Source organism: Streptomyces sp. NPDC094032, from assembly GCF_040303965.1.
Lineage (GTDB): Bacteria > Actinomycetota > Actinomycetes > Streptomycetales > Streptomycetaceae > Streptomyces.
This window is the reverse complement of the sequence record NZ_JBEOUE010000007.1, coordinates 198,136-219,002: the sequence shown is the minus strand read 5'-3', so window position 1 is coordinate 219,002 and position 20,867 is coordinate 198,136. Positions and strand designations below refer to the sequence as shown.

15 protein-coding genes are annotated in these 20,867 nt (G+C 72.7%); 11 read left to right on the top strand and 4 right to left on the bottom strand.

Going from position 1 to position 20,867, the window contains the following annotated elements; translation table 11 throughout:
• Nucleotides 1–68 precede the first annotated feature (68 nt).
• Complete coding sequence (locus ABTZ54_RS13410; RefSeq protein ID WP_351661418.1) at nucleotides 69–1,622, bottom strand: MFS transporter; 1,554 nt, start codon at nucleotides 1,620–1,622, stop codon at nucleotides 69–71.
• Nucleotides 1,623–1,756: 134 nt separating this feature from the next.
• Here ABTZ54_RS13410 and ABTZ54_RS13405 point away from each other — a divergent pair, with 134 nt between their 5' ends.
• The 3 genes from ABTZ54_RS13405 to ABTZ54_RS13395 all read left to right on the top strand — a co-directional run bounded on the left by ABTZ54_RS13405 (nucleotide 1,757) and on the right by ABTZ54_RS13395 (nucleotide 4,069).
• Nucleotides 1,757–2,428 carry a TetR/AcrR family transcriptional regulator gene (locus ABTZ54_RS13405; protein ID WP_351661351.1) on the top strand — a complete coding sequence of 224 codons (672 nt, stop codon included), beginning with the start codon at nucleotides 1,757–1,759 and terminating at the stop codon, nucleotides 2,426–2,428.
• Nucleotides 2,429–2,592: 164 nt separating this feature from the next.
• Nucleotides 2,593–3,303 (top strand): ribonuclease HII, encoded by a 711-nt coding sequence (gene rnhB, locus ABTZ54_RS13400; protein WP_351661348.1) that lies wholly within the window; start codon nucleotides 2,593–2,595, stop codon nucleotides 3,301–3,303.
• 133 nt (nucleotides 3,304–3,436) lie between these two features.
• On the top strand, nucleotides 3,437–4,069 hold the full coding sequence (locus tag ABTZ54_RS13395; RefSeq protein ID WP_351661345.1) for a hypothetical protein: 633 nt from the start codon (nucleotides 3,437–3,439) through the stop codon (nucleotides 4,067–4,069).
• 227 nt (nucleotides 4,070–4,296) lie between these two features.
• On the opposite strand, the gene ABTZ54_RS13390 is transcribed toward ABTZ54_RS13395, so the two are convergent.
• Both ABTZ54_RS13390 and ABTZ54_RS13385 read right to left on the bottom strand, forming a co-directional pair.
• On the bottom strand, nucleotides 4,297–4,923 hold the full coding sequence (locus ABTZ54_RS13390; RefSeq protein WP_351661342.1) for a hypothetical protein: 627 nt from the start codon (nucleotides 4,921–4,923) through the stop codon (nucleotides 4,297–4,299).
• Between the two features lie 219 nt (nucleotides 4,924–5,142).
• A complete protein-coding gene (locus ABTZ54_RS13385) occupies nucleotides 5,143–7,326 on the bottom strand; it encodes a RecQ family ATP-dependent DNA helicase (RefSeq protein ID WP_351661339.1) in 2,184 nt (727 codons plus the stop codon).
• 132 nt (nucleotides 7,327–7,458) lie between these two features.
• Between ABTZ54_RS13385 and ABTZ54_RS13380 the strand changes: the two genes are divergently transcribed.
• The 7 genes from ABTZ54_RS13380 to ABTZ54_RS13350 all read left to right on the top strand — a co-directional run bounded on the left by ABTZ54_RS13380 (nucleotide 7,459) and on the right by ABTZ54_RS13350 (nucleotide 17,919).
• Nucleotides 7,459–8,973 (top strand): DUF4192 domain-containing protein, encoded by a 1,515-nt coding sequence (locus tag ABTZ54_RS13380; protein ID WP_351661337.1) that lies wholly within the window; start codon nucleotides 7,459–7,461, stop codon nucleotides 8,971–8,973.
• A 169-nt stretch (nucleotides 8,974–9,142) separates the two neighbouring features.
• Complete coding sequence (locus ABTZ54_RS13375; RefSeq protein WP_351661335.1) at nucleotides 9,143–11,179, top strand: glycogen debranching N-terminal domain-containing protein; 2,037 nt, start codon at nucleotides 9,143–9,145, stop codon at nucleotides 11,177–11,179.
• A gap of 100 nt (nucleotides 11,180–11,279) precedes the next feature.
• A complete protein-coding gene (locus tag ABTZ54_RS13370; protein ID WP_351661332.1) occupies nucleotides 11,280–12,050 on the top strand; it encodes an NUDIX hydrolase in 771 nt (256 codons plus the stop codon).
• Between the two features lie 120 nt (nucleotides 12,051–12,170).
• Nucleotides 12,171–13,973, top strand: a complete 1,803-nt coding sequence (locus ABTZ54_RS13365; RefSeq protein WP_351661329.1) for an ATP-binding cassette domain-containing protein — start codon at nucleotides 12,171–12,173, stop codon at nucleotides 13,971–13,973.
• Between the two features lie 160 nt (nucleotides 13,974–14,133).
• Nucleotides 14,134–15,021 (top strand): FadR/GntR family transcriptional regulator, encoded by an 888-nt coding sequence (locus ABTZ54_RS13360; RefSeq protein ID WP_351661326.1) that lies wholly within the window; start codon nucleotides 14,134–14,136, stop codon nucleotides 15,019–15,021.
• A gap of 405 nt (nucleotides 15,022–15,426) precedes the next feature.
• Nucleotides 15,427–16,968: an RNA polymerase sigma factor gene (locus ABTZ54_RS13355; protein ID WP_351661323.1), complete on the top strand. Its 1,542-nt coding sequence runs from the start codon at nucleotides 15,427–15,429 to the stop codon at nucleotides 16,966–16,968.
• 132 nt (nucleotides 16,969–17,100) lie between these two features.
• A complete protein-coding gene (locus ABTZ54_RS13350) occupies nucleotides 17,101–17,919 on the top strand; it encodes a serine protease (RefSeq protein ID WP_351661320.1) in 819 nt (272 codons plus the stop codon).
• 122 nt (nucleotides 17,920–18,041) lie between these two features.
• On the opposite strand, the gene ABTZ54_RS13345 is transcribed toward ABTZ54_RS13350, so the two are convergent.
• Nucleotides 18,042–18,272 carry a DUF7455 domain-containing protein gene (locus ABTZ54_RS13345; protein WP_046910811.1) on the bottom strand — a complete coding sequence of 77 codons (231 nt, stop codon included), beginning with the start codon at nucleotides 18,270–18,272 and terminating at the stop codon, nucleotides 18,042–18,044.
• Between the two features lie 436 nt (nucleotides 18,273–18,708).
• Between ABTZ54_RS13345 and ABTZ54_RS13340 the strand changes: the two genes are divergently transcribed.
• Nucleotides 18,709–20,817, top strand: a complete 2,109-nt coding sequence (locus ABTZ54_RS13340) for a DNA gyrase/topoisomerase IV subunit B (protein ID WP_351661317.1) — start codon at nucleotides 18,709–18,711, stop codon at nucleotides 20,815–20,817.
• Nucleotides 20,818–20,867 lie beyond the last annotated feature (50 nt).

Genomic DNA, 20,867 nt, shown 5'->3' with positions numbered 1-20,867 from the left:
CGTGTCCCCCTCCCCGTACGGGAAGGGGGACACGCCCCTCGGTCGTCGGCGCGGGACCGTCGTGCCGGTCAGGCGGCGGGCCCGGCGGCCTCGGCCTTGCCGCTGAGGGCCTCCAGATCGCTCTTGCGCACCCGGATCACGGTCACCGCCGTGACGAACGCGACCAGCGCCATGACGACGGCGGCGGTGAACGCGAGCGAGATGCCGGCCGTCAGCACGTCATGGGACCACGGCGGCGGCAGTTCGTGGGTCTTGGCGAACGACGCCTGCTGCTCGGGCGTCGCCTGGGCCAGGAACTCGGGCGCCAGCTGCCGCCCCTCGTCCCGGCTGGCCGTGCCGAAGACCGTCACCAGGATCGACAGGCCCAGCGAACCGCCCACCTGCTGGGTGGCGTTGAGCAACCCCGACGCGGCCCCGGCCTCGTGCTGCGCGACCCCTGAGACCGCGGTCAGGGTCAGCGTCACGAAGTTGAGCCCCATGCCGAAGCCGAAGACGAGCATCGGACCGAGGACACCGCTCACGTAGGTGCTGTCCGAGCTGATGAAACTCAGCCAGAACAGCCCGATCGCGGTGCACGCCGCACCGGTGACCATGAACGGCTTCGGGCCGAGGACCGGCAGCATCCGCTGGGCGAGTCCCGCGCCGAGGCCGATCGCGAGCGTGACCGGGAGGAAGGCGAGCCCGGAGCGGATCGGGCTGTAGCCGAGGACGTTCTGTACGAAGAGGACGATGAAGAAGAACATGCCGAGCATGGCGGCGGCCAGACTGAGCATGATCACGTACGTGCCCGAGCGGTTGCGGTCGGCGAACATCCGCAGGGGGGTGATGGGTTCGCGGGCCCGGGACTCCACGACGGCGAAGGCCGCCAGCAGGACGCCCGCGGCGACGAACGCCGCGATGGTCAGCCCGTCCCGCCAGCCCTCCTCCGAGGCGCGGATGAAGCCGTAGACGAGCGCGGTCATGCCGAGGGTGGACGAGAGCGCGCCCGCGAGGTCGAAGCGGCCGGGGTGCCGCTCGGACTCGTTGATGAAACGGGGCGCCAGGAAGGCGATGACAAGCCCGATCGGCACGTTCACGAAGAGCACCCAGCGCCAGTCGAGCCATTCGGTGAGCATGCCGCCGGCCAGGAGGCCGATCGCTCCGCCGCCGGCCGAGACGGCGGCGAAGACGCCGAACGCCCGGTTCCGCTCGGGGCCTTCGGGGAAGGTCGTGGTGATCAGCGCGAGGGAGGTCGGCGAGGCGATCGCGCCCCCGACGCCCTGGAGGGCGCGCGCGGCCAGGAGCTGCCAGGGCTCCTGCGCGAAGCCGCCGAGCAGCGAGGCGAGGGTGAAGACCAGGATGCCGGTCATGAACACCCGGCGGCGGCCGAGGATGTCACCGGCCCGGCCGCCGAGCAGCAGTAGGCCGCCGAAGGTCAGGGTGTAGGCGCTGAGCACCCACGACAGGTCGGTGGTGGAGAAGGAGAGCGCCTCCTGGATGTGCGGGAGCGCGATGTTCACGATCGTGGCGTCGAGGACGACCATCAACTGGCAGGCGGCGATGACGGTGAGAGCGATTCCCGGCCGATTCGGGTACCTGGCGGTGCCTGGACTTGTCCGGGTGTCCACCGGAGATGTTGTCACTGTGTATCCCCCACGGAAGAATCCAGTGAACGCACTCGTTCACTGTCTTCCACGGTAGTGATTCCCCCTCAGAGAACGCAACCGTTCACTGAGCACTGCCGGTTGCCCGGAGGCAGCCCAACAGAGAGGTTCTGATGGTTACTTCGCACTCCGTGGCCACCGCTCGGCCACAGGGGGTGGCGTCACGGCGTCGCGGCGCCGTACTGGAGCGCGCCATCCTGGAGGCGGCGCTCGAACAGCTGAGCACGGTCGGCTGGAACGGTCTGACGATGGAGGGCGTCGCCGTCGGCGCGCAGACCGGCAAGGCCGCGGTCTACCGGCGCTGGTCCTCCAAGGAGGACCTGGTCGCCGACGCGCTCCGGGCCGCGCTCCCCGCCCTGGGAGAGGCGCCCGACCACGGGAACCTCCGCGAGGACCTCTACCAGCTGTGCCGGAGGGTGCGGGCGGCGATGTACTCGAAACCCGGCTTCGCCCTGCGATCCGTCATTCACGAGTGCGACGCGGAGACCTCCGAACGCTTCCAGGCGTTGATCCTCACCGGTGTGACCGACCCGTCGAAGCAGTTGCTGCGCGAGGTGGTCGAGCGCGGTGTCGGACGCGGGGAGGTGCGCCCGGACGCGCCCGGCGACCTGGTCTACGACGTCATCCCGGCGATGATGATGTACCGCGCCAAGGTGTGCGGGAGCGAATGGAGCGATGCCGAGATCGCCGAGATGATCGACCACGTCATGGTCCCGCTCCTGCGGAGCCGGGGACCGGGGGGCGGGTCGCCGCCGACCGGGACGACGGGGGCGGGACCGGGCTGAGCGGGGCTGGAATCGGGTCTAGCCGGGTCTGGGATCGGGTCTAGGCGGGGCTGGAATCGGGGCGAGCGGGGGCTCGGATCGGGTCGGGATTCGGTCGGTCGTGGGTCACCAGATGGAATCCGGGTACCGGCGAAGGTATCCGTCGGCGTAACCTGTCAGGCGCCATGCCGTACGAACCACCCACCCACAGTGTCGAGCGATCGATCCGAGCCACCACCGGCGCCAAGATCGTTGCCGGGGTCGACGAGGTCGGACGCGGGGCGTGGGCCGGTCCCGTGACCGTGTGCGCCGCCGTCACCGGCCTGCGCCGCGCACCCGCCGGGCTCACCGACTCCAAGTTGATCACCCCCAAGCGGCGCACCGTGCTCGCCGCCGAGCTCCAGGAGTGGGTCACGGCGTACGCGCTCGGCGACGCCTCACCGGCGGAGATCGACGAACTCGGGATGACCGCCGCGCTCCGGCTGGCCGCCGTCCGCGCCCTGGAGGGCCTTCCGGTGCGCCCCGACGCGGTCATCCTCGACGGCAAGCACGACTACCTCGGCAGCCCCTGGCAGGTCCGTACGGTGATCAAGGGCGACCAGTCCTGCATCGCCGTCGCCGCCGCGTCCGTGATCGCCAAGGTGCGGCGCGACGCGCTGATGGGCGAGCTGGAGGCGGAGGCCGAGCAGTACGCCCCGTACGCCTTCGGGGCCAACGCGGGGTACCCCTCGCCGGTCCACAAGGCCGCGCTGGAGGAACTGGGGCCCACCCGGTACCACCGGCTCTCCTGGTCGTACCTGGACGCGATGCCCCGCTGGCGGCATCTGAAGAAGGTCCGCCTCTCCGCCGAGGCGGCCGCACTCGAAAGCGGGGGCCAACTCGGCTTCGACTTCTGACTTCCGGCCGCTGGATTCTCTCCGGCGGGATCCCGTGTCGGATCCCTCGGAGAAGCCCTTCTCAGCGGTCGGGGCGCACCTGTGCGCCCACCCGCCGGAGCTCCCTGCTCCGGCGTTTGATAGACATCCACCCATGCCTCTCATCCCCGAGGAGCCTCAGATTCACGAGAGTGCCCAGGGTCCCCGCGCGACTGCGGCCGCCGGCCGCCCCGTGCCGACCCCCCGACCCGTACCCGGCCCGCGCTCCGCGGCGACCCCGCGACCCGGAGGACCGGTCCCCGGTCCCGCCAGGCCCGCGCCGCCGGTGCCGCGCCCGCAGCCCACTGCGGGACCGACCCCTCCCGCTGCCGAGCAGAATCGTTCCGACCAGCGGTCCGGTGCCCAGATCCAGCTGATCCCCGCCACCGCCGACGGCGCTCTCGACGCCGCCGAGGAGGCCGTGGACCTGCTCCTGGAGTCCGGCCGCGCCCCCGGCGACGTGCTGGTGCTCACCACCGGCGAGCAGCACCCGTGGACGGCGCACGAGCTGTCCTTCGGTGAGAACGCCTACTGGGCGCAGCAGGACGCCCGCGAGGACGTGTTCTTCGCGGACGCCGCCGCCGTGGAGCGGGCCGCGGCCCGTCCCGTGGTGGTCGTCGCGGTCAACGGCGGTTCCGACGAAGCCGTCTCGCGCTCCCTGCCCGAGGCGCTGACGCGGGCGACCGCGCTGCTGATCGTCTGCGGAGACGCCGCTCGCGTCAACGCCGCGCTCGGCGCCGGCGTCTGACCGACGCCCGCCAGGACCCGGCTGCCCCCTAGCGGGCGGCCGGGCGGCGGTGCGTCCCGTAGGTGCTCTACGGGCGATCGTCGTACTCGTACTCGTACTCGTAGTTGTACGGGGCTCGTACCCGCCCTTGTACGGGCCCGGCGAGCGCCGTCGAGCCCCGGCCGCCCGCCGACCTTTCTCCGGCAGTGTCGGGCGGCGTATCGGATGGCGCGCCAGGTGGCCGTTTCTCAGCGTGCGGCTGCCCGGCGCAATGCCTCCGGAGCCCCGCTCGCTATCCGCGGCACGAGCCGCTCGTACGCGGATTCCTCGCCCAGCGCCAAGGGCGGCGAGTCCGAGCTCGGCCGTCGGCCGCCGCGGCCCTCGCCCAGCACCTGCCAGCCCCCGCGCGTGAGCGTGATGTACGCCCCGCAGCGCAGCCCGTGCAGGGTGCAGGCGTCCCGCAGCCCCCACATCCAGGCCCCGTCCTCCTCCGTCCAGCGCTCGTCGCCCTCGCGGCAGTAGAGCAGGACGGCCGTGCGCACGGGAGCGCGCCGGCGCAGGTCGTGCGGGAGGACCCGGCGCAGGTGGGCGAGGAGCGCGTTGCGGAACTCCCAGCCGTCCGCCGGGGCGGACCTGCGGGTGAACGAGGCGCTGGCGGCGAGCCGTTCCTCGTGGTCCAGGACGGCGATCACCGCGGTCGTGGGCGTGGGCAGATGCCGGGAGTGCAGGCCGCTGACGACCTCACGCGGGTTGCGCAGCAGCGGGATCCCGGCCGCGGCCCACTCCGCCGGTTCGAGCATCCGAGCGAGGCGGCTGGCCGACCCGGACGACGAACTGATCGGAGCGGCTGAGGACGGAGCGAATCCGAGGGTCACGATCCTCCCTTCGGATACGCGCCCGCTCCGCGGGCAGGGTCGGGTGGTGAGGGCGCACCACGGCACGGTCCATCCGGACCGCGTACGGGCCGTGCGGGGCAGATTCCCAATTGTTCCTGGCCCGTGCGCGAGCGGCAACGAGCAATTGGGGACGCTGACTGGAATGATCCGGTATGCCTCTCATATCCCTGCCCAGTTACCCATTGTTCACGCCCCGTTTCACCCCTGGACGGCGAGCACCAGCGGGAACACTCCCTCCGCTCCCGCGCGCCGCAGCAGCCTCGCCGCCACCGCCAACGTCCAGCCGCTGTCGGCGAGGTCGTCGACGAGCAGAACCGGCCCTCCCGCCGTGGCCAAACGCTCCGCCAGATCGCCCGGGACGACCAGCGCCCGCTGCAGTCCGACCACCCGCTGCGCGCTGTTGGTCCGGGAGATCCGCAGGTCGGCTGCCTCGGGCGCGTACTCCACGGTGCCGAGCAGCGGCATCCTGCCGATCTCGGAGATCCGCCGTCCCAGCGAGCCCACGAGCCGGGGCTTGCGGTGCGAGGCGACCATGACCACCCCGGCCGGCCGGGGCGGCGCGTCCGGCCCGCCGGAGGCCCAACCGCCCGGGCCCTTCGCCCAGTCGGCCAGCACCCGCACCACCGCCTGCACCACATCGTCCGGCACCTCGCCGTCCGGAGCGCCGTCGGAGAGCATCGGGCGCAGCCGGTTGCCCCAGCCGATGTCCGAGAGCCGGCCGAGCGCCCGGCCCGTGAACGCCTGCTCCCCGACCGGGATGCGGCCCTTCAGGTCCACGCCGACGGCGGCGAGCCCGGTCGGCCACATCTTCCGCGGCTCCACCTCGACACCCGCCCGGCGCAGCTCGCCCTTCGCCGTGTCCAGCGCCGAGTCCGAGACCTTCGCGTCGAACCTGACGCCCGCGCAGTTGTCACAGCGACCGCACGGGGCCGCCGCCTCGTCGTCCAACTGACGCCGCAGGAACTCCATCCGGCAGCCGTCCGTCGCCGCGTACTCCCGCATGGCCTGCTGCTCCGCCGACCGCTGCCGCGCCACCCAGGCGTACCGCTCGGAGTCGTACGACCAGGGCTGCCCGGTGCTCTCCCAGCCGCCCTTCACCCGCTTGACGGCCCCGTCCACGTCGAGGACCTTCAGCATCGTCTCCAGCCGGGTCCTGCGCAGCTCGACCAGCGGCTCGAGAGCGGGCAGCGACAGCGGACGGCCCGCCTGCGCGAGCACGTCCAGAGTGCGGCGCACCTGCTCCTCGGGCGGGAAGGCGACCGACGCGAAGTACTGCCAGATCGCCTCGTCCTCCTTGCCCGGGAGCAACAGCACCTCCGCGTGCTCCACACCACGCCCCGCACGGCCCACCTGCTGGTAGTAGGCGATGGGGGAGGAGGGCGAGCCGAGGTGCACCACGAAGCCGAGATCCGGCTTGTCGAAGCCCATGCCGAGCGCCGAGGTCGCCACCAGCGCCTTCACCCGGTTCGCCTGCAGATCGTCCTCCGCCTGCTGCCGGTCGGCGTTCTCCGTCCGCCCCGTGTACGAGGAGACCGTGTGCCCGCACTGGCGCAGATGGGCCGTCACCTCCTCGGCCGCGGCCACCGTCAGCGTGTAGATGATCCCGGAGCCGGGCAGCTCGTGGAGGTGATCGGCCAGCCACGCCAGCCGGTGCGCGGCGTCCGGCAGCCGCACCACGCCCAGGCTCAGGCTCTCGCGGTCCAGCGGCCCCCGCAGCACCAGGGCGTCCGTGTCCCCGCCCGTCCCCAGCTGCTCGGCGACGTCCGCCGTCACGCGGGCGTTCGCCGTCGCCGTGGTCGCGAGCACCGGGACACCCGCCGGAAGGTCCGCCAGCATCGTGCGCAGCCGCCGGTAGTCCGGCCGGAAGTCATGGCCCCAGTCCGAGATGCAGTGCGCCTCGTCGACCACGAGCAGACCGGTGGCGGCAGCCAGACGAGGCAGCACCTGATCGCGGAAGTCGGGGTTGTTCAGCCGCTCCGGACTGACCAGCAGCACGTCCACGTCACCCGCCGCGACCTCCTGCTGGACCGTCTCCCACTCCTCCTGGTTCGACGAGTTGATCGTGCGGGCGCGAATGCCCGCCCGCGCCGCCGCCTCGACCTGGTTGCGCATCAGCGCGAGCAGCGGCGAGACGATCACCGTCGGGCCGGCCCCCCGCTCCCGCAGCAGCGAGGTCGCCACGAAGTACACCGCCGACTTGCCCCAGCCCGTGCGCTGCACGACCAGCGCCCGGCGTCTGTCCGCGACCAGCGCCTCGATGGCCCGCCACTGGTCCTCGCGCAGTCTCGCCGTACCCGTCGGGTCGGAGACGAGTCGGGCGAGCACGGTGTCGGCGGCGGCGCGGAGGGCGGCGCGGTCTTCGGGACGGTCTGCGTGGGTCATGACCCCATGCAACCCGATCGGTCGGACAATCCGCGAACGGGCCGCCTCGCCTGTGGATAACTCTCGGCGGCGGTCACCGAGAGTTATCCACAGGGGTTTCGCGATCGGCCGTGTTCGCGGGACCGTCTGGCCATGAACACGAATCGCCACGAATCCCACGACCCCTCCGAGACCCCGCAGATCACTCTGCGTGGCCCCGCCGAGCTGGCCGACGCACTGCCGTTCATGCTCGGCTTCCACCCCACCGACTCCGTCGTCCTCGTCGCGCTGCACGGCGAGCGCGGCCGCTTCGGAGGCCGGGCCAGGCTCGGCATTCCCCGCGCGTCCCACGAATGGCCCGAGACCGCCGAGCACCTGGCCGAATGCCTCGTGGAGGGCAGCACCAGGCGCGGCGACCGCCCCGACGCCATCGCCGTCTTCCTCTGCCAGGACCCCGCGCCCGGCGAGACCGGACGCCGGGTCATGGAGCGGCTGCGCCCCTTCGCCCAGCGCCTGCGCACCGCCTGCGGCGCGCTGGACGTCCCCGTCCTCGAAGCCCTCTGCATCTCCGACGGCCTGTACTTCTCGTACTGCTGCCCCGACACCCGCTGCTGCCCGCCCGACGGCACGCCCCTCGCCCTGTCCGGTACGTCGGTGATGGCGGCGTCCGCGGCCTACGCGGGGATCCAGGTGCGCGGCTCCCTCAAGGACATGGAGGCCAGGCTGAAGCCGAGGGAGCACGGCGTGGACCCCGAGAGGCCCTCCGCACAGCGCGCGGCCCTCGGGGAAGCCGCCTACGTCCTCGTGCCCAAGATCCTCGACACGCCCGCCGGACAGGGACGGCAGGAGCTCCGCGCGACCACCATCGAGCTCGCCAGGACCCTCATCGACCGGTTCTCGCAGCCGGCCGAGGCCCCGGCCGCCCGTGCCGCCGACAGCCCCCACGACGTGCTGACCGGCCGCGCGAGCCTCGCATCGGACCGCTGGCACACCTCGGCCGACGCCGCCGACGACGCCCGGCTCACCCCCGAGGAGGCCGCCGCGCTGATCCTCGGCCTCCAGGACCGGGACACCCGTGACCAGGCCGCCGAATGGATGGAGGGACCCGAGGCCGACGGCGCCCTGCGGCTCTGGCGGGCGCTCTCCCGGCGCTGCGTCGCCCCCTACCAGGAATACGCGGCCGCCCCGCTCGCACTGGCCGGCTGGGTCGCCTGGTCCAGCGGCGACGAGCCCTCCGCCCGCGTCGCCCTCAGCCTCGCGCTGGACGCCGACCCCGAATACCTCTTCGCGCGCCTGCTGCACCAGGCGTGCAACGAGGGCCTCGACCCGGAGTCCCTCCGCAGCTGCCTGCGCAAGGAGCGCGACACGCGAGAGGCGGCGGGCACAGGGGAGACGGAAGCCGACGACAACGACGACCAGGCGTCCGACCACGGTTCCGACCCGGCGGGCCGGCGGCCGGGCGGCCGGTCGCCGTCGCGGAACCGCGAGCGGGTCGCCGACCGGCCCGCCGGACCGCGACCCAGGGTCCCCGCCATGCGGACCGCGCGCCGGGGCGGACCGGGACGCGTGCCCACGCGGGCCGCCGGAGCGGTACGGCGCGGGGCGACGGCCCCCAGGAGCACGGTGGTCCGGCGGGCCGGGCGGCGCGGCACCGGGAGCGGTGGATGAGGCCCGTGACCCCGCGGGCCGCGGCGGCGTTCACCTGTGTGGCGGTTCCGCACGAGCAGGGCCGCCGCCCCACTGCCGGAAGCGCGGACCGACCGAACGGCTCCCGGCGCGCCAGCCGCCCGGGCCGGCCGAGCCGCCCGGACCGCACAGAGAGCGTCACTCACCCGTCATGGCCCCCAGCTCCGCCCAGGCCCCCGGGCCCCCCGCCGGACACCCGTCCCTCGCCGGAGCCACCGGGGCGAGCCGCCCCGGTGAACTGCCCGCCGTGCACGACGCCCTCATCGGCGTCGCCCTGCCCGCCCTCGCCGTCAGCTCCCGGCACGCCCAGCTCACCGGCAGCGGCCTCGAAGGCGTCTATCTCTCCGGACGCAGACTCCTCTCCCGTTGCGTCCTGCGCGTCGCCGGGCGCGAACCCGTCCCCCTCCAAGGCCGGTCGACGGCGGCGGACCGCGCCGACTTCCTCGGCGTCGTGCGCACGCCCGGCGACACCGGCCCCGACCCGGGGCTCACCGTGGAGCGCTCACGCGAGGCCGACGGGACCGAGCGGATCACCCTGCGGAGCTCCGCCGCCCGTGCCCTGCGGCTCCCCGTGGAGATCGCTCTGGGCACGGATCTCGCGGACCTGGGCGCGGTGGCGGCCGGACGGCAGGGGCCCGAGCTCTCCGCCAGCGTCCACGGCACCGGGCTGCGCTGGACGGCCGCCGACGGCAGCGCGGCCGCTGTCACGGCGGACCCTCCGCCCAGCGACGCCCTCGCGGCGGCCGGACTGCTCCGCTGGGAGGCCGAGCTCGCCCCAGGAGACAGCTTCGTCCTCACCCTCCGGGTCCGCGGCGAACGGACCGCCCGGCACCCGGGGCCCGGCGTCGGCCGTCCCGGCGGCCACATCCTCGCCGACGCCGTCGCCGAGGGCGACGACCCCCGCCTCGGGGAGCTGCTGCGCGTCTCGACCGACGACCTGCGCGCCCTGCTCCAGCGCGACCCCGCCCACCCCGCCGACGTCCACCTCGCCGCCGGAGTGCCCTGGCGCTGCGGCCCCGTCACCGCCGAAGCCCTCTGGGCGGCCCGCATGGCCCTGCCCCTCGGCACCCGGCTCGCCGTCACCACCCTGCACGCCCTCGCCCGCACCCGGCTCCGGGCACCCGGCACCGCGTCGGGCCGCATCCCCGGGCCGCTCAGGGACGCCGGCCCCCACCTCCCGCCCCGCTGCACCGGAGTCGAGGCCACGCTCGCCTTTCCCACTGTGCTCGCCGAAGCCCGGCGCTGGGGCCTGCCCGAGCAGGACCTCACCGAGCTGCTCCCGACGGCGGAGCGGTGCCTGGAGTGGCTGCGCGGCGCCCTCGACGACGACGGCTTCGTCCAGGAGCAGGGGCCCTCCGGGCCGGCACGGGCCGAGACCCAGGCCCACGCGCACCGGGCCGCCGTGCTCGGCGCCGACCTCCTCGACGCCTGCGGGCGGCCGGGCGGTGACACCTGGCGGGAGTGGGCGAGGGCGCTGCGCGACCGGTTCCGTGACCGGTTCTGGCTCGACGACCCCCACGGCGGACGCCCCGCGCTCGCCAGGACCCCCGACGGACGTCTCCTGCCGTATCTCGGGAGCTGGGCGGCACACCTCCTCGACACCGGCCTCACGGCCGGGGGCCGGCCGGCTCCAGGACTGCTCGACAAGGCCCAGACCGAGCGCCTTGCCCGGCTGCTCACCTCGCCCGCGATGGACTCCGGCTGGGGGCTGCGCGGCCTCGGTACGAAGGAGCCGGGGTACAACCCGTTCGGGCACCGCTCCGGAGCGGTGCGGGTGCACGAGACGGCGGTGGCCGTCGCGGGGCTCGCGGCGGCGGGGTACGAAGCGGAGGCGGCCGCGCTGCTGCGCGGGACCCTCGACGCGGCGGCGGCCTTCGACCACCGTCTCCCCGAGATGTACGCGGGGGAGCGGCGGACGTCCGGATCCCTGCCCGTGCCGCACCCGGCCGCCTGTCGGCCGGCGGCGGTGGCGGCGGCCGCCACGGTCCAGTTGCTGACCGTGCTGGTCGGCGTCCGGCCCGACGCGCCCGGCCGGAGCGTCGCCCTGCACCCGCTCCGCTCCGCCCCGCTGGGCGAGGTCCGTCTCTCCGGGCTGCGCGTCGCGGGCGAGCCGTTCGCCGCACGGGTCGGCAGGCTCGGCCTCGGCATGGTCGAGGAGGCCGCCCCCGGCCTTCAGCTGGGGGTGTGACGAGATGCCGGACACCGACTGGCCCGAGGGCCCCCAAGAAGTGGAAGGGGATCCTTCCCGCAGGCGTGTTTATCGTCAAGGAGACGACTATGATCGCCGCATGCCTCCCTACGACCCGTCGGCCTTTCCGCCCTTCGCCGTCACCGTCGACCTGGTCGTGCTCACCGTGCGGCGCCACGCCCTGTGCGCGCTGGTCGTGAAACGGGGAGAGCAGCCGTTCCAGGGGCGCTGGGCGCTGCCCGGCGGGTTCGTCCGGGCCGACGAGGATCTCGACGGTGCCGCCGCGCGCGAGCTGGTGGAGGAGACCGGGCTGTGCGTGCACGACCCGGGTGCCCCCGGGCCCGTACCGGGGACGGGAGCGCATCTGGAGCAGCTCGCGACCTACGGGGCGCCCGACCGGGATCCGCGGATGCGGGTCGTGAGCGTGGCGCACCTGGCGCTGGCCCCGGACCTTCCGGCGCCTCGCGCGGGCGGTGACGCCAACAGTGCGCGCTGGGCGCCCGTCGAGGAACTGCTGGGGCCGGCGGGGGCCGGAGCGCACGAGGACGGGCAGCCGGAGCCGCTCGCCTTCGACCACGCCCGGATCCTGTCCGACGGCGTGGAGCGGGCCCGCTCCAAGATCGAGTACTCCTCGCTGGCCACGGCGTTCTGCCCGCCCGAGTTCACGGTCGGCGAGCTCCGGCGGGTCTACGAGGCCGTGTGGGGGGTGGCGCTCGACCCGCGCAACTTCCACCGGAAGGTGACCGGCACGCCCGGCTTTCTCGTGCCGGCCGGCGGTACCACGACCCGTCAGGGCGGCCGCCCCGCGCAGTTGTTCCGCGCTGGTGGGGCCACCCTGCTGAACCCGCCGATGCTCCGCCCGGAGGTCTGACGGGCGGTCCACGGGCCGCCCCGATCCATCAACCCTGCGCCAAAAGTCCGAAATGTGGCGTTATCTTGCTGGAGTAGCCGCCCTGCCGCGGAGCGGTCTCACCTACCCGCGAGAGAAGCGATGCTCCAGGCCATCGGACTCACCAGCACCCCCCGCCGGGACCGACCGCCCGCCGTGGACGATCTCACCTTCGAGGCCCGGCCGGGCTCCGTCACCGCGCTGCTCGGGCCGGCCGGTTCCGGCAAGACCACCACCCTGCGCCTGATGCTCCAGCTCGAACCCGGCCGTGGCGTCACCTACTTCCGGGGCCGGCCGCTGCACCGCGTCGCCCATCCGGCGCGCGAGGTGGGCATCCTCCTCGGCGACGTCCCCGGGCACCCCTCGCGCACCCTGCGCAGCCAGCTGCGCATGCTCTGCGCCGCCGCCGGGGTGCCCGGCGGCCGGGCCGACGACATGCTCCAGGCGGTGGGCCTCACCGGCGTCCACGACCAGCGGATCGGCACCCTGCCGCTCGCCATGGACCGCCGACTCGGTCTCGCCTCCGCCCTGTTGGGCGAGCCGCACGCCCTGCTGCTCGACGAGCCGGCCGCCGGGCTCTCCGTACGCGAGAGCGCCTGGCTGTACGAGCTGCTCCGCGCCCACGCCGACGACGGCGGCACCGTCCTCTACACCACCACGGACCCCAAGGACGCGGCCCGCAACGCCGACCGGGTCGTCGCGCTCGACGGCGGGCGGCTGGCCGCCGACCAGGACGCCGCCGAGTTCGCCCGCACCCGGCTGCGCCCCCGGGTCGCCGTCCGCACCCCGCACGCGGCCCGGCTCGCCGCCGTACTCGCCCAGGAGTCGCGCGCCGCCCGCCGCCCCGTCGAGGTGGTCGAGGAGGGCGGGAACCGTCTCTCCGTGTACGGCAGCGACTGCGCGACCGTCGGCGAGAGCGCCTTCCGCAACGGCGTGCTCATCCACCGGCTCGCGGATGAGACCGGCGCCGCCCGCCCGCCCGCCGACGCCTCCGGGCCCTCCGCCCCCGCCCCCACCGCCTCCGTGCCCCCCACCGCCCCCCACGACGCCGGCCCTGGCGCGTCGTCGCCGCCCCCCGCCTCCGAGGCCTCCCCGGGCGAGCGTCCCCCCGTCCGGTCGCGCCGCGTCTGGAGCCGCTCGCCGCTGCGGCCCCTGCGCTACGAGATCCGGCGGCTGCTCGGCGTGCCCTCCACCCCGCTCGTCGTGGTGGGCGTCCTGCTGGTCTCGGTGGCCCTCTCCGTGTTGCTCGCCCGCAGCGGGCGGACGGCGCTGCCCGCCGTCCTGGCCGGCTGGCCGGGGATCTCCCCACTGCCGCCCGCAGCCCTCGGGGCCGGTCTGCTCGGGGCCTTCTCGTTCGCCGAGGAGTACCGCTACCCGGCGCTCGCCACCGGGCGCGGCGCCGTCCCGCGCCGCCTGGGCCTGCTGCTCGCCAAACTGGCCGTCGCGGCGGTCGTCGGAGCGGTCCTCGCGGTCCTGGTCGTCGCCGTCGACCTGGAGGCGCTGCGCCTCGTCTACGGGGGAGAGTTGATCCCCGTACCGAAGAACTGGGCGACCCTGTGCGCGAATTGGTTCGGGCTCGTGATCGGCTGCGCCTGGGCCGGGGTGCTCGGGGCCGGTGTCTTCAGGGCCGCCGCCGCCGGGCTCGCCGCGGTCCTCGCCGTACCGGTGCTCTTCGCCCCGCCGCTGCGGACGGCGCTCGCGGGGGCGTCGGGCCGCTCGGTGGCGGGACTCCCGGCCCGGCTCCGAGAGTTCGCGAGCGTCGAGTGGTCCTCGGCCGCCGACCGGTGGGTCATGGGGGCGCTGCGGGTGGTCGGGCAACCCGTGGGGGTGGCGTTCGCGCTGACGTTGACGGTCCTGCTCTGCGCCTATGTGCTCACCGGCCTTCGCGGCAGGGCCCGTTGGTGATCACAAGCGGACCGAAAGGTTCCGGTTTGCCGTCAACTCCCTTGAAAAGGGCCCTTTATGTCCGATTAATCGTCAATTGTGTAGGGGGTGCCGATCACCCTTTCGTGTGCTTTTCACCAAAGACCTCAAGGGTCACGAGAGGCACGCCGACAAAGGATGCGTGAGTACCCTTGCGCACACGATGATGACCGCCGCCCGTTCCGTCGAGTCCGGCCTCGGCGCCCCGGGCGATCTCGACCGCTACCCCTACGCGGAGGCGCCCGGAGCCGACCGCGTCGGACCGCCCGCCTGGGAGGGGGCGGAGGCCGACCTCGGCCGCGTCGGCCGCAGGAGCGCCGGCAGCCGCGGCCGCGGACTGCACGGACAGCTCGTCCAGCAGCTCGGCCAGATGATCGTCTCGGGCGACCTCGGCGCCGACCGTCCTCTCGTACCGGAGGAGATCGGCCAGCGCTTCGAGGTCTCGCGCACCGTCGTCCGCGAGTCGCTGCGCGTGCTGGAGGCCAAGGGTCTCGTCAGCGCCCGCCCCAACGTCGGCACCCGGGTCCGGCCGGTCAGCGACTGGAACCTTCTGGACCCCGACATCATCGAGTGGCGCGCCTTCGGCCCGCAGCGCGACGACCAGCGCCGCGAGCTGAACGAGCTGCGCTGGACCATCGAGCCCCTCGCCGCCCGGCTCGCCGCCGGTCATGGGCGTGAGGACATCCAGCAGCGCCTCGCCGACATGGTCGAGATCATGGGGCACGCCTACGCCCAGGGTGACGGCATCACCTTCTCCCGCGCGGACGCCGAGTTCCACGCGCTGCTCATCCAGCTCGCGGGCAACCGCATGCTGGAGCACCTCTCCGGCATCGTCGCCGCCGCGCTCCAGGTGTCCGGCGGCCCCGCCACCGGCTGCGACCGCCCCGGCGAGGCCTGCCTCGCGCACCACGCCCGGATCGTCGACGCCCTCGCCGCGGGAGACGCGCACGGCGCCGAGTCGGCCATGCGGCAGCTGCTGACCGTCCACCCCGAGGTGGAGCGCGTCGTCCCGGCTCCCCGCGAGCACTGACGCGCGCCGTGGCGCCGCGGGCGGACCGGTCGCGGCGCCTTCGTGCCGGGCCTGCGGGCCGTGCCGGGCGGGCGGATCGCGCCGAACGGGTCGAACGTACCGAGTCAGGGTGATCAAGAAGATCCAGCCGATCGGGCTGATCGAGGCATGTTCGGACCGTTTCGTTCAATAATGGGCGTGAATGGGGTGTGACTCGGGCCACGCGGATTGGGCGTAACACTCCTGGAAGCCGCGCGATGACCTAAGAGGTGACAGCCGAGGAAGGAATACAGCCGCCGCTGCAGGCGCTGTGCAGTTCCCCGGTCCAGCCCGCGCCGTCGGCACATTCCAGGCCGACGGTCGTCGGCTCCAGCCCGATCCAGGGCGGGGCCGGAAGCCGTTTTCCATCGTTCCGAGAGGTTGTTCGTGTCGGCCAGCACATCCCGTACGCTCCCGCCGGAGATCGCCGAGTCCGAGTCTGTGATGGCGCTCATCGAGCGGGGAAAGGCTGATGGGCAGATCGCCGGCGATGACGTGCGTCGGGCCTTCGAGGCTGACCAGATTCCGCCAACCCAGTGGAAGAATGTTCTGCGCAGCCTCAATCAGATCCTCGAGGAAGAGGGTGTGACGCTGATGGTCAGTGCAGCGGAGTCGCCGAAGCGCGCCCGCAAGAGCGTCGCCGCGAAGAGCCCGGCCAAGCGCACCGCCACCAAGACCGTCACCGCCAGGACGACCGTGACGAAGACCGTCTCGGCCGCCACCGCGGCCTCGACGGCCGAGGGCGCGGACCCGTCCGACGAGGCCGGCTCGCCTGCCAAGAAGGCCGCCGCCAAGAAGACCGTCGCCAAGAAGGCGGTGGCCAAGAAGACCGTCGCCAAGAAGACGGCCGCCAAGAAGACGTCCAAGAAGGACGACGAAGAGCTGCTCGAGGGCGAGGAGCTGCTCGAGGACGTCGCGCCCGGCAAGGACGAGGAAGAGTCCGAGGGCGAGAGCAAGGGCTTCGTCCTGTCCGACGAGGACGAGGACGACGCGCCGGCGCAGCAGGTCGCCGTCGCCGGTGCCACCGCGGACCCGGTCAAGGACTACCTGAAGCAGATCGGCAAGGTCCCGCTGCTCAACGCCGAGCAGGAGGTCGAGCTCGCCAAGCGCATCGAGGCCGGTCTGTTCGCCGAGGACAAGCTGGCGAACTCCGACAAGCTGGCGCCGAAGCTCAAGCGCGAGCTGGAGATCATCGCCGAGGACGGCCGCCGCGCCAAGAACCACCTCCTGGAGGCCAACCTCCGTCTGGTGGTCTCGCTGGCCAAGCGCTACACCGGCCGCGGCATGCTCTTCCTGGACCTGATCCAGGAGGGCAACCTGGGTCTGATCCGCGCGGTCGAGAAGTTCGACTACACCAAGGGCTACAAGTTCTCCACGTACGCCACCTGGTGGATCCGTCAGGCGATCACCCGCGCCATGGCCGACCAGGCCCGCACCATCCGTATCCCGGTGCACATGGTCGAGGTCATCAACAAGCTGGCCCGTGTGCAGCGCCAGATGCTCCAGGACCTGGGCCGCGAGCCCACCCCGGAGGAGCTGGCCAAGGAACTCGACATGACCCCCGAGAAGGTCATCGAGGTCCAGAAGTACGGCCGTGAGCCGATCTCGCTGCACACCCCGCTGGGCGAGGACGGCGACAGCGAGTTCGGTGACCTCATCGAGGACTCCGAGGCGGTCGTCCCGGCCGACGCGGTCAGCTTCACGCTGCTCCAGGAGCAGCTGCACTCCGTCCTCGACACGCTCTCCGAGCGTGAGGCGGGCGTCGTCTCCATGCGCTTCGGTCTCACCGACGGGCAGCCGAAGACGCTCGACGAGATCGGCAAGGTCTACGGCGTGACGCGTGAGCGCATCCGCCAGATCGAGTCGAAGACCATGTCGAAGCTGCGTCACCCGTCGCGTTCGCAGGTGCTGCGCGACTACCTCGACTGATCCTCGGCAGTGACGTGCGAAGGGCCCGGTTCCCCCGCGAGGGGGCCGGGCCCTTCGTCGTGCGCGCGTGCGAGGGAGGCGGGCGTGGACGACTCTGGGTGAACCGACATCACCGGAGAGTCAGGAGACTTCATGCGTCGTCCCATCGCCCGAGCGCTGACCGGCGCCCTGGGCCTGATCGCCGCGGCGGCGCCGCCGCTCGCCGCCGCCGCGCCCGCGGCCGCGGACAGTGTCGTGGTCGGCGGTCAGCCGGCCCGGATCGACGACGCGCCCTGGGTCGTCGCGCTCTCCAGCCGTGACCGGTTCGGGGGTACGCGGGCGGGGCAGTTCTGCGGCGGGGTGGTCGTCGCGCCCACCAAGGTGCTCACGGCGGCCCACTGCCTGGGTCGTGAGGCCCTCGGGGGCGAGCCGTGGCAACTGTCCGACTTCCAGGTGATCGCGGGCCGTACGTCGCTGCGTGGCCACGGCGGGCAGGAGGTCCGGGTATCCGGGACCTGGGTGAACCCGGACTACGACCCGTCGACCAACTCGGGGGACGTGGGCGTCCTCACGCTGGAGAAGGCGCTGCCGGCCTCGTACGTGCTCGCGGTGGCCGCGCCGGGGGACTCCGCCCTTGAGCCGGGGACGGCGGCGGACGTGTACGGCTGGGGCGACACGAGCGGCAACGGTACGTACGCGATGTCGCTGCGGTCGGCGCGCGTGCAGGTCCTGCCGGACGCGGCCTGCGAGCGGGCGTACCCGGGCGGTGCCGGCGTGGCGTACCGCGGCGACACCATGCTGTGCGCGGGAGATCCCCAGGGGGGCAGGGACGCCTGCCAGGGGGACAGCGGAGGCCCGCTGGTGGCCAAGGGCCGGCTGATCGGTTTGGTGTCCTGGGGGAGCGGCTGTGGCCAGGCGGAGAACCCCGGGGTCTACACCCGGGTCCCGGCGGTGCTGCCGCAGCGCTTCTGACGGTCCGGGAGTGGCGCTCGTGACGGTGTGAGAACGGGCGGTCACCCCCCTTGTGGTGCGGGGGTGACCGCCCGTCGGCCGGTCTCAGGTACCGGCTCCTGGCTCGTCGTGGATGAGAAGCGTCAGTGCTCGTCGCCCATCGTGCGGGCCGGCACATCCGTGAGCCGGTCCGTCTCGTCCTGTATCTCTGCGGCGATCTTCTTGAGTTCCGGCTCGAACTTGCGTCCGTGGTGGGCGCAGAAGAGCAAGTCACCGCCGCTCGTCAGGACGACGCGCAGGTATGCCTGGGCGCCGCAGCGGTCGCAGCGGTCAGCGGCCGTCAGGGGGCTCGCGGGTGTCAGAACAGTAGTCACGTCGCCTCTTCTCTAGCTCGACGAGCTGTCGTACCAGGGTCAACATCCAACCAGGCCGAAAACGTTCCCGCTCGTGGCTTTTCCTCGAAACTTCTTCTACCCAAGGTGGCTGTCTGCTGCCGGTTGGCGGCGAATGAGCCGTATTGCTTCGCTCTACGGGTTTCGCATTGCTGTGTGTGGTCGCATCCTCCCGGCGGGTTGCCGGTTGTTCATGAGGACGTGCCCGAACCCTAAATGGTTCATGCCTCGAAGGGAACGTGATGTTCGCGTCACCCCATCGAGGGATCGAACATCCATACGACTCTGGACTAGCATGAGGAATCAGGGTGGGTGGCGTTACAACGGCTCTACCAGGCATCGGTACCCTCTGACCGGTGACCGAAGCCGGGCCTTACCCCACCGGGCCAGATTTCAAATTCAGCGAGGAGCGAACCGCGTGACCGCCGAGACGTCCAGTGCGCTGCTGACCGCAGACCGTGACGGTTCCAACTACACCGCGCGGCACCTGCTCGTCCTGGAAGGGCTCGAAGCCGTTCGCAAGCGACCCGGTATGTACATCGGGTCCACCGACAGCCGTGGCCTGATGCACTGCATCTGGGAGATCATCGACAACTCCGTCGACGAGGCGCTCGGCGGCTACTGCGACCGCATCGACGTGATCCTCCACGACGACGGCTCCGTCGAGGTCCGCGACAACGGCCGCGGCATCCCCGTCGACGTCGAGCCGAAGACCGGCCTGTCCGGCGTCGAGGTCGTCATGACCAAGCTGCACGCCGGCGGAAAGTTCGGCGGCGGCTCCTACGCGGCCTCCGGCGGTCTGCACGGCGTCGGCGCCTCCGTGGTGAACGCCCTCTCCGCCCGGCTCGACGTCGAGGTCGACCGCAACGGCGCCACGCACGCGATCAGCTTCCGCCGCGGCGTCCCCGGGATGTTCACCGAGCAGGGCCCCGACAGCCCGTTCGACCCGTCCGGCGGCCTGATCAAGGGCAAGCGCGTCCCCAAGACCCGCACCGGCACCCGCGTGCGCTACTGGGCCGACCGCCAGATCTTCCTCAAGGACGCCAAGCTCTCCCTGGAGACGCTGCACCAGCGCGCCCGCCAGACCGCCTTCCTCGTCCCCGGTCTCACCATCGTCGTCAGCGACGAGCGCGACCTGGAGGGCGTGGGCAAGAGCGAGGAGACGTTCCGCTTCGACGGCGGCATCAGCGAGTTCTGCGAGTTCCTCGCCCAGGACAAGGCCGTCTGCGACGTGCTGCGCCTCACCGGCCAGGGCACCTTCAAGGAGACCGTCCCGGTCCTCGACGACCGCGGCCACATGACCCCCACCGAGGTCACCCGCGAGCTCGGCGTGGACGTGGCCCTGCGCTGGGGCACCGGTTACGACACCACGGTCAAGTCCTTCGTCAACATCATCGCCACCCCCAAGGGCGGCACCCACATCTCCGGTTTCGAGCAGGCGATCACCAAGACGGTGAACGAGGTGCTGCGCTCCGCCAAGATGCTGCGCGTCGCCGAGGACGACATCGTCAAGGACGACGCCCTGGAGGGCCTCACCGCGGTCGTCACCGTCCGCCTGGCCGAGCCGCAGTTCGAGGGCCAGACCAAGGAGGTGCTCGGCACCTCCGCGGCCCGCCGTATCGTCGCCACCGTGGTCGCCCGCGAGCTGAAGGAGTTCCTCACCTCCACCAAGCGCGACGCCAAGGCCCAGGCCCGCGCCGTCCTGGAGAAGGCCGTCGCCGCCGCCCGCACCCGGATCGCGGCCCGCCAGCACAAGGAGGCGCAGCGCAGGAAGACCGCGCTGGAGACCTCCTCGCTGCCTGCCAAGCTGGCCGACTGCCGCAGCGACGACGTCGAGCGCAGCGAGCTCTTCATCGTCGAGGGAGACTCCGCGCTCGGCACCGCCAAGCTGGCCCGCAACAGTGAGTTCCAGGCGCTGCTCCCGATCCGCGGCAAGATCCTCAACGTCCAGAAGTCCTCCGTCTCGGACATGCTCAAGAACGCCGAGTGCGGAGCGATCATCCAGGTCATAGGGGCGGGCTCGGGCCGCACCTTCGACATCGACGCGGCCCGGTACGGCAAGATCGTGCTGCTGGTCGACGCCGACGTCGACGGCGCCCACATCCGCTGCCTGCTGCTGACCCTCTTCCAGCGCTACATGCGCCCCATGGTCGAGGCCGGCCGGGTCTTCGCCGCGGTGCCGCCGCTGCACCGCATCGAGCTGATCCAGCCCAAGAAGGGCCAGGACAAGTACGTCTACACGTACTCGGACGGGGAGCTGCGCCAGACGCTGCTGGAGTTCCAGCGCAAGGGCGTCCGCTACAAGGACTCCATCCAGCGCTACAAGGGCCTCGGCGAGATGGACGCGGACCAGCTGGCGGAGACCACGATGGACCCGCGCCACCGCACCCTGCGCCGGATCAACATCGGCGACCTGGACTCGGCCGAGCAGGTCTTCGACCTCCTCATGGGCAACGACGTGGCCCCGCGCAAGGAGTTCATCACCAGCTCCGCGGCGACCCTCGACCGCTCGCGCATCGACGCCTGACCGACGCCGGCCCGACCGGCACCGCCTTCTGACCGGCCCGTCCGATATGC

Bases quoted from the DNA above. Each gene is read 5' to 3' on its own strand.
- ABTZ54_RS13380 (WP_351661337.1), top strand. From the start codon at position 7,459: ATGAACACGAATCGCCACGAATCCCACGACCCCTCCGAGACCCCGCAG.
- ABTZ54_RS13395 (WP_351661345.1), top strand. From the start codon at position 3,437: ATGCCTCTCATCCCCGAGGAGCCTCAGATTCACGAGAGTGCCCAGGGT.
- ABTZ54_RS13370 (WP_351661332.1), top strand. From the start codon at position 11,280: ATGCCTCCCTACGACCCGTCGGCCTTTCCGCCCTTCGCCGTCACCGTC.
- ABTZ54_RS13385 (WP_351661339.1), bottom strand. From the start codon at position 7,326: ATGACCCACGCAGACCGTCCCGAAGACCGCGCCGCCCTCCGCGCCGCC.
- rnhB (WP_351661348.1), top strand. From the start codon at position 2,593: ATGCCGTACGAACCACCCACCCACAGTGTCGAGCGATCGATCCGAGCC.
- ABTZ54_RS13375 (WP_351661335.1), top strand. From the start codon at position 9,143: ATGGCCCCCAGCTCCGCCCAGGCCCCCGGGCCCCCCGCCGGACACCCG.
- ABTZ54_RS13365 (WP_351661329.1), top strand. From the start codon at position 12,171: ATGCTCCAGGCCATCGGACTCACCAGCACCCCCCGCCGGGACCGACCG.
- ABTZ54_RS13350 (WP_351661320.1), top strand. From the start codon at position 17,101: ATGCGTCGTCCCATCGCCCGAGCGCTGACCGGCGCCCTGGGCCTGATC.
- ABTZ54_RS13405 (WP_351661351.1), top strand. From the start codon at position 1,757: ATGGTTACTTCGCACTCCGTGGCCACCGCTCGGCCACAGGGGGTGGCG.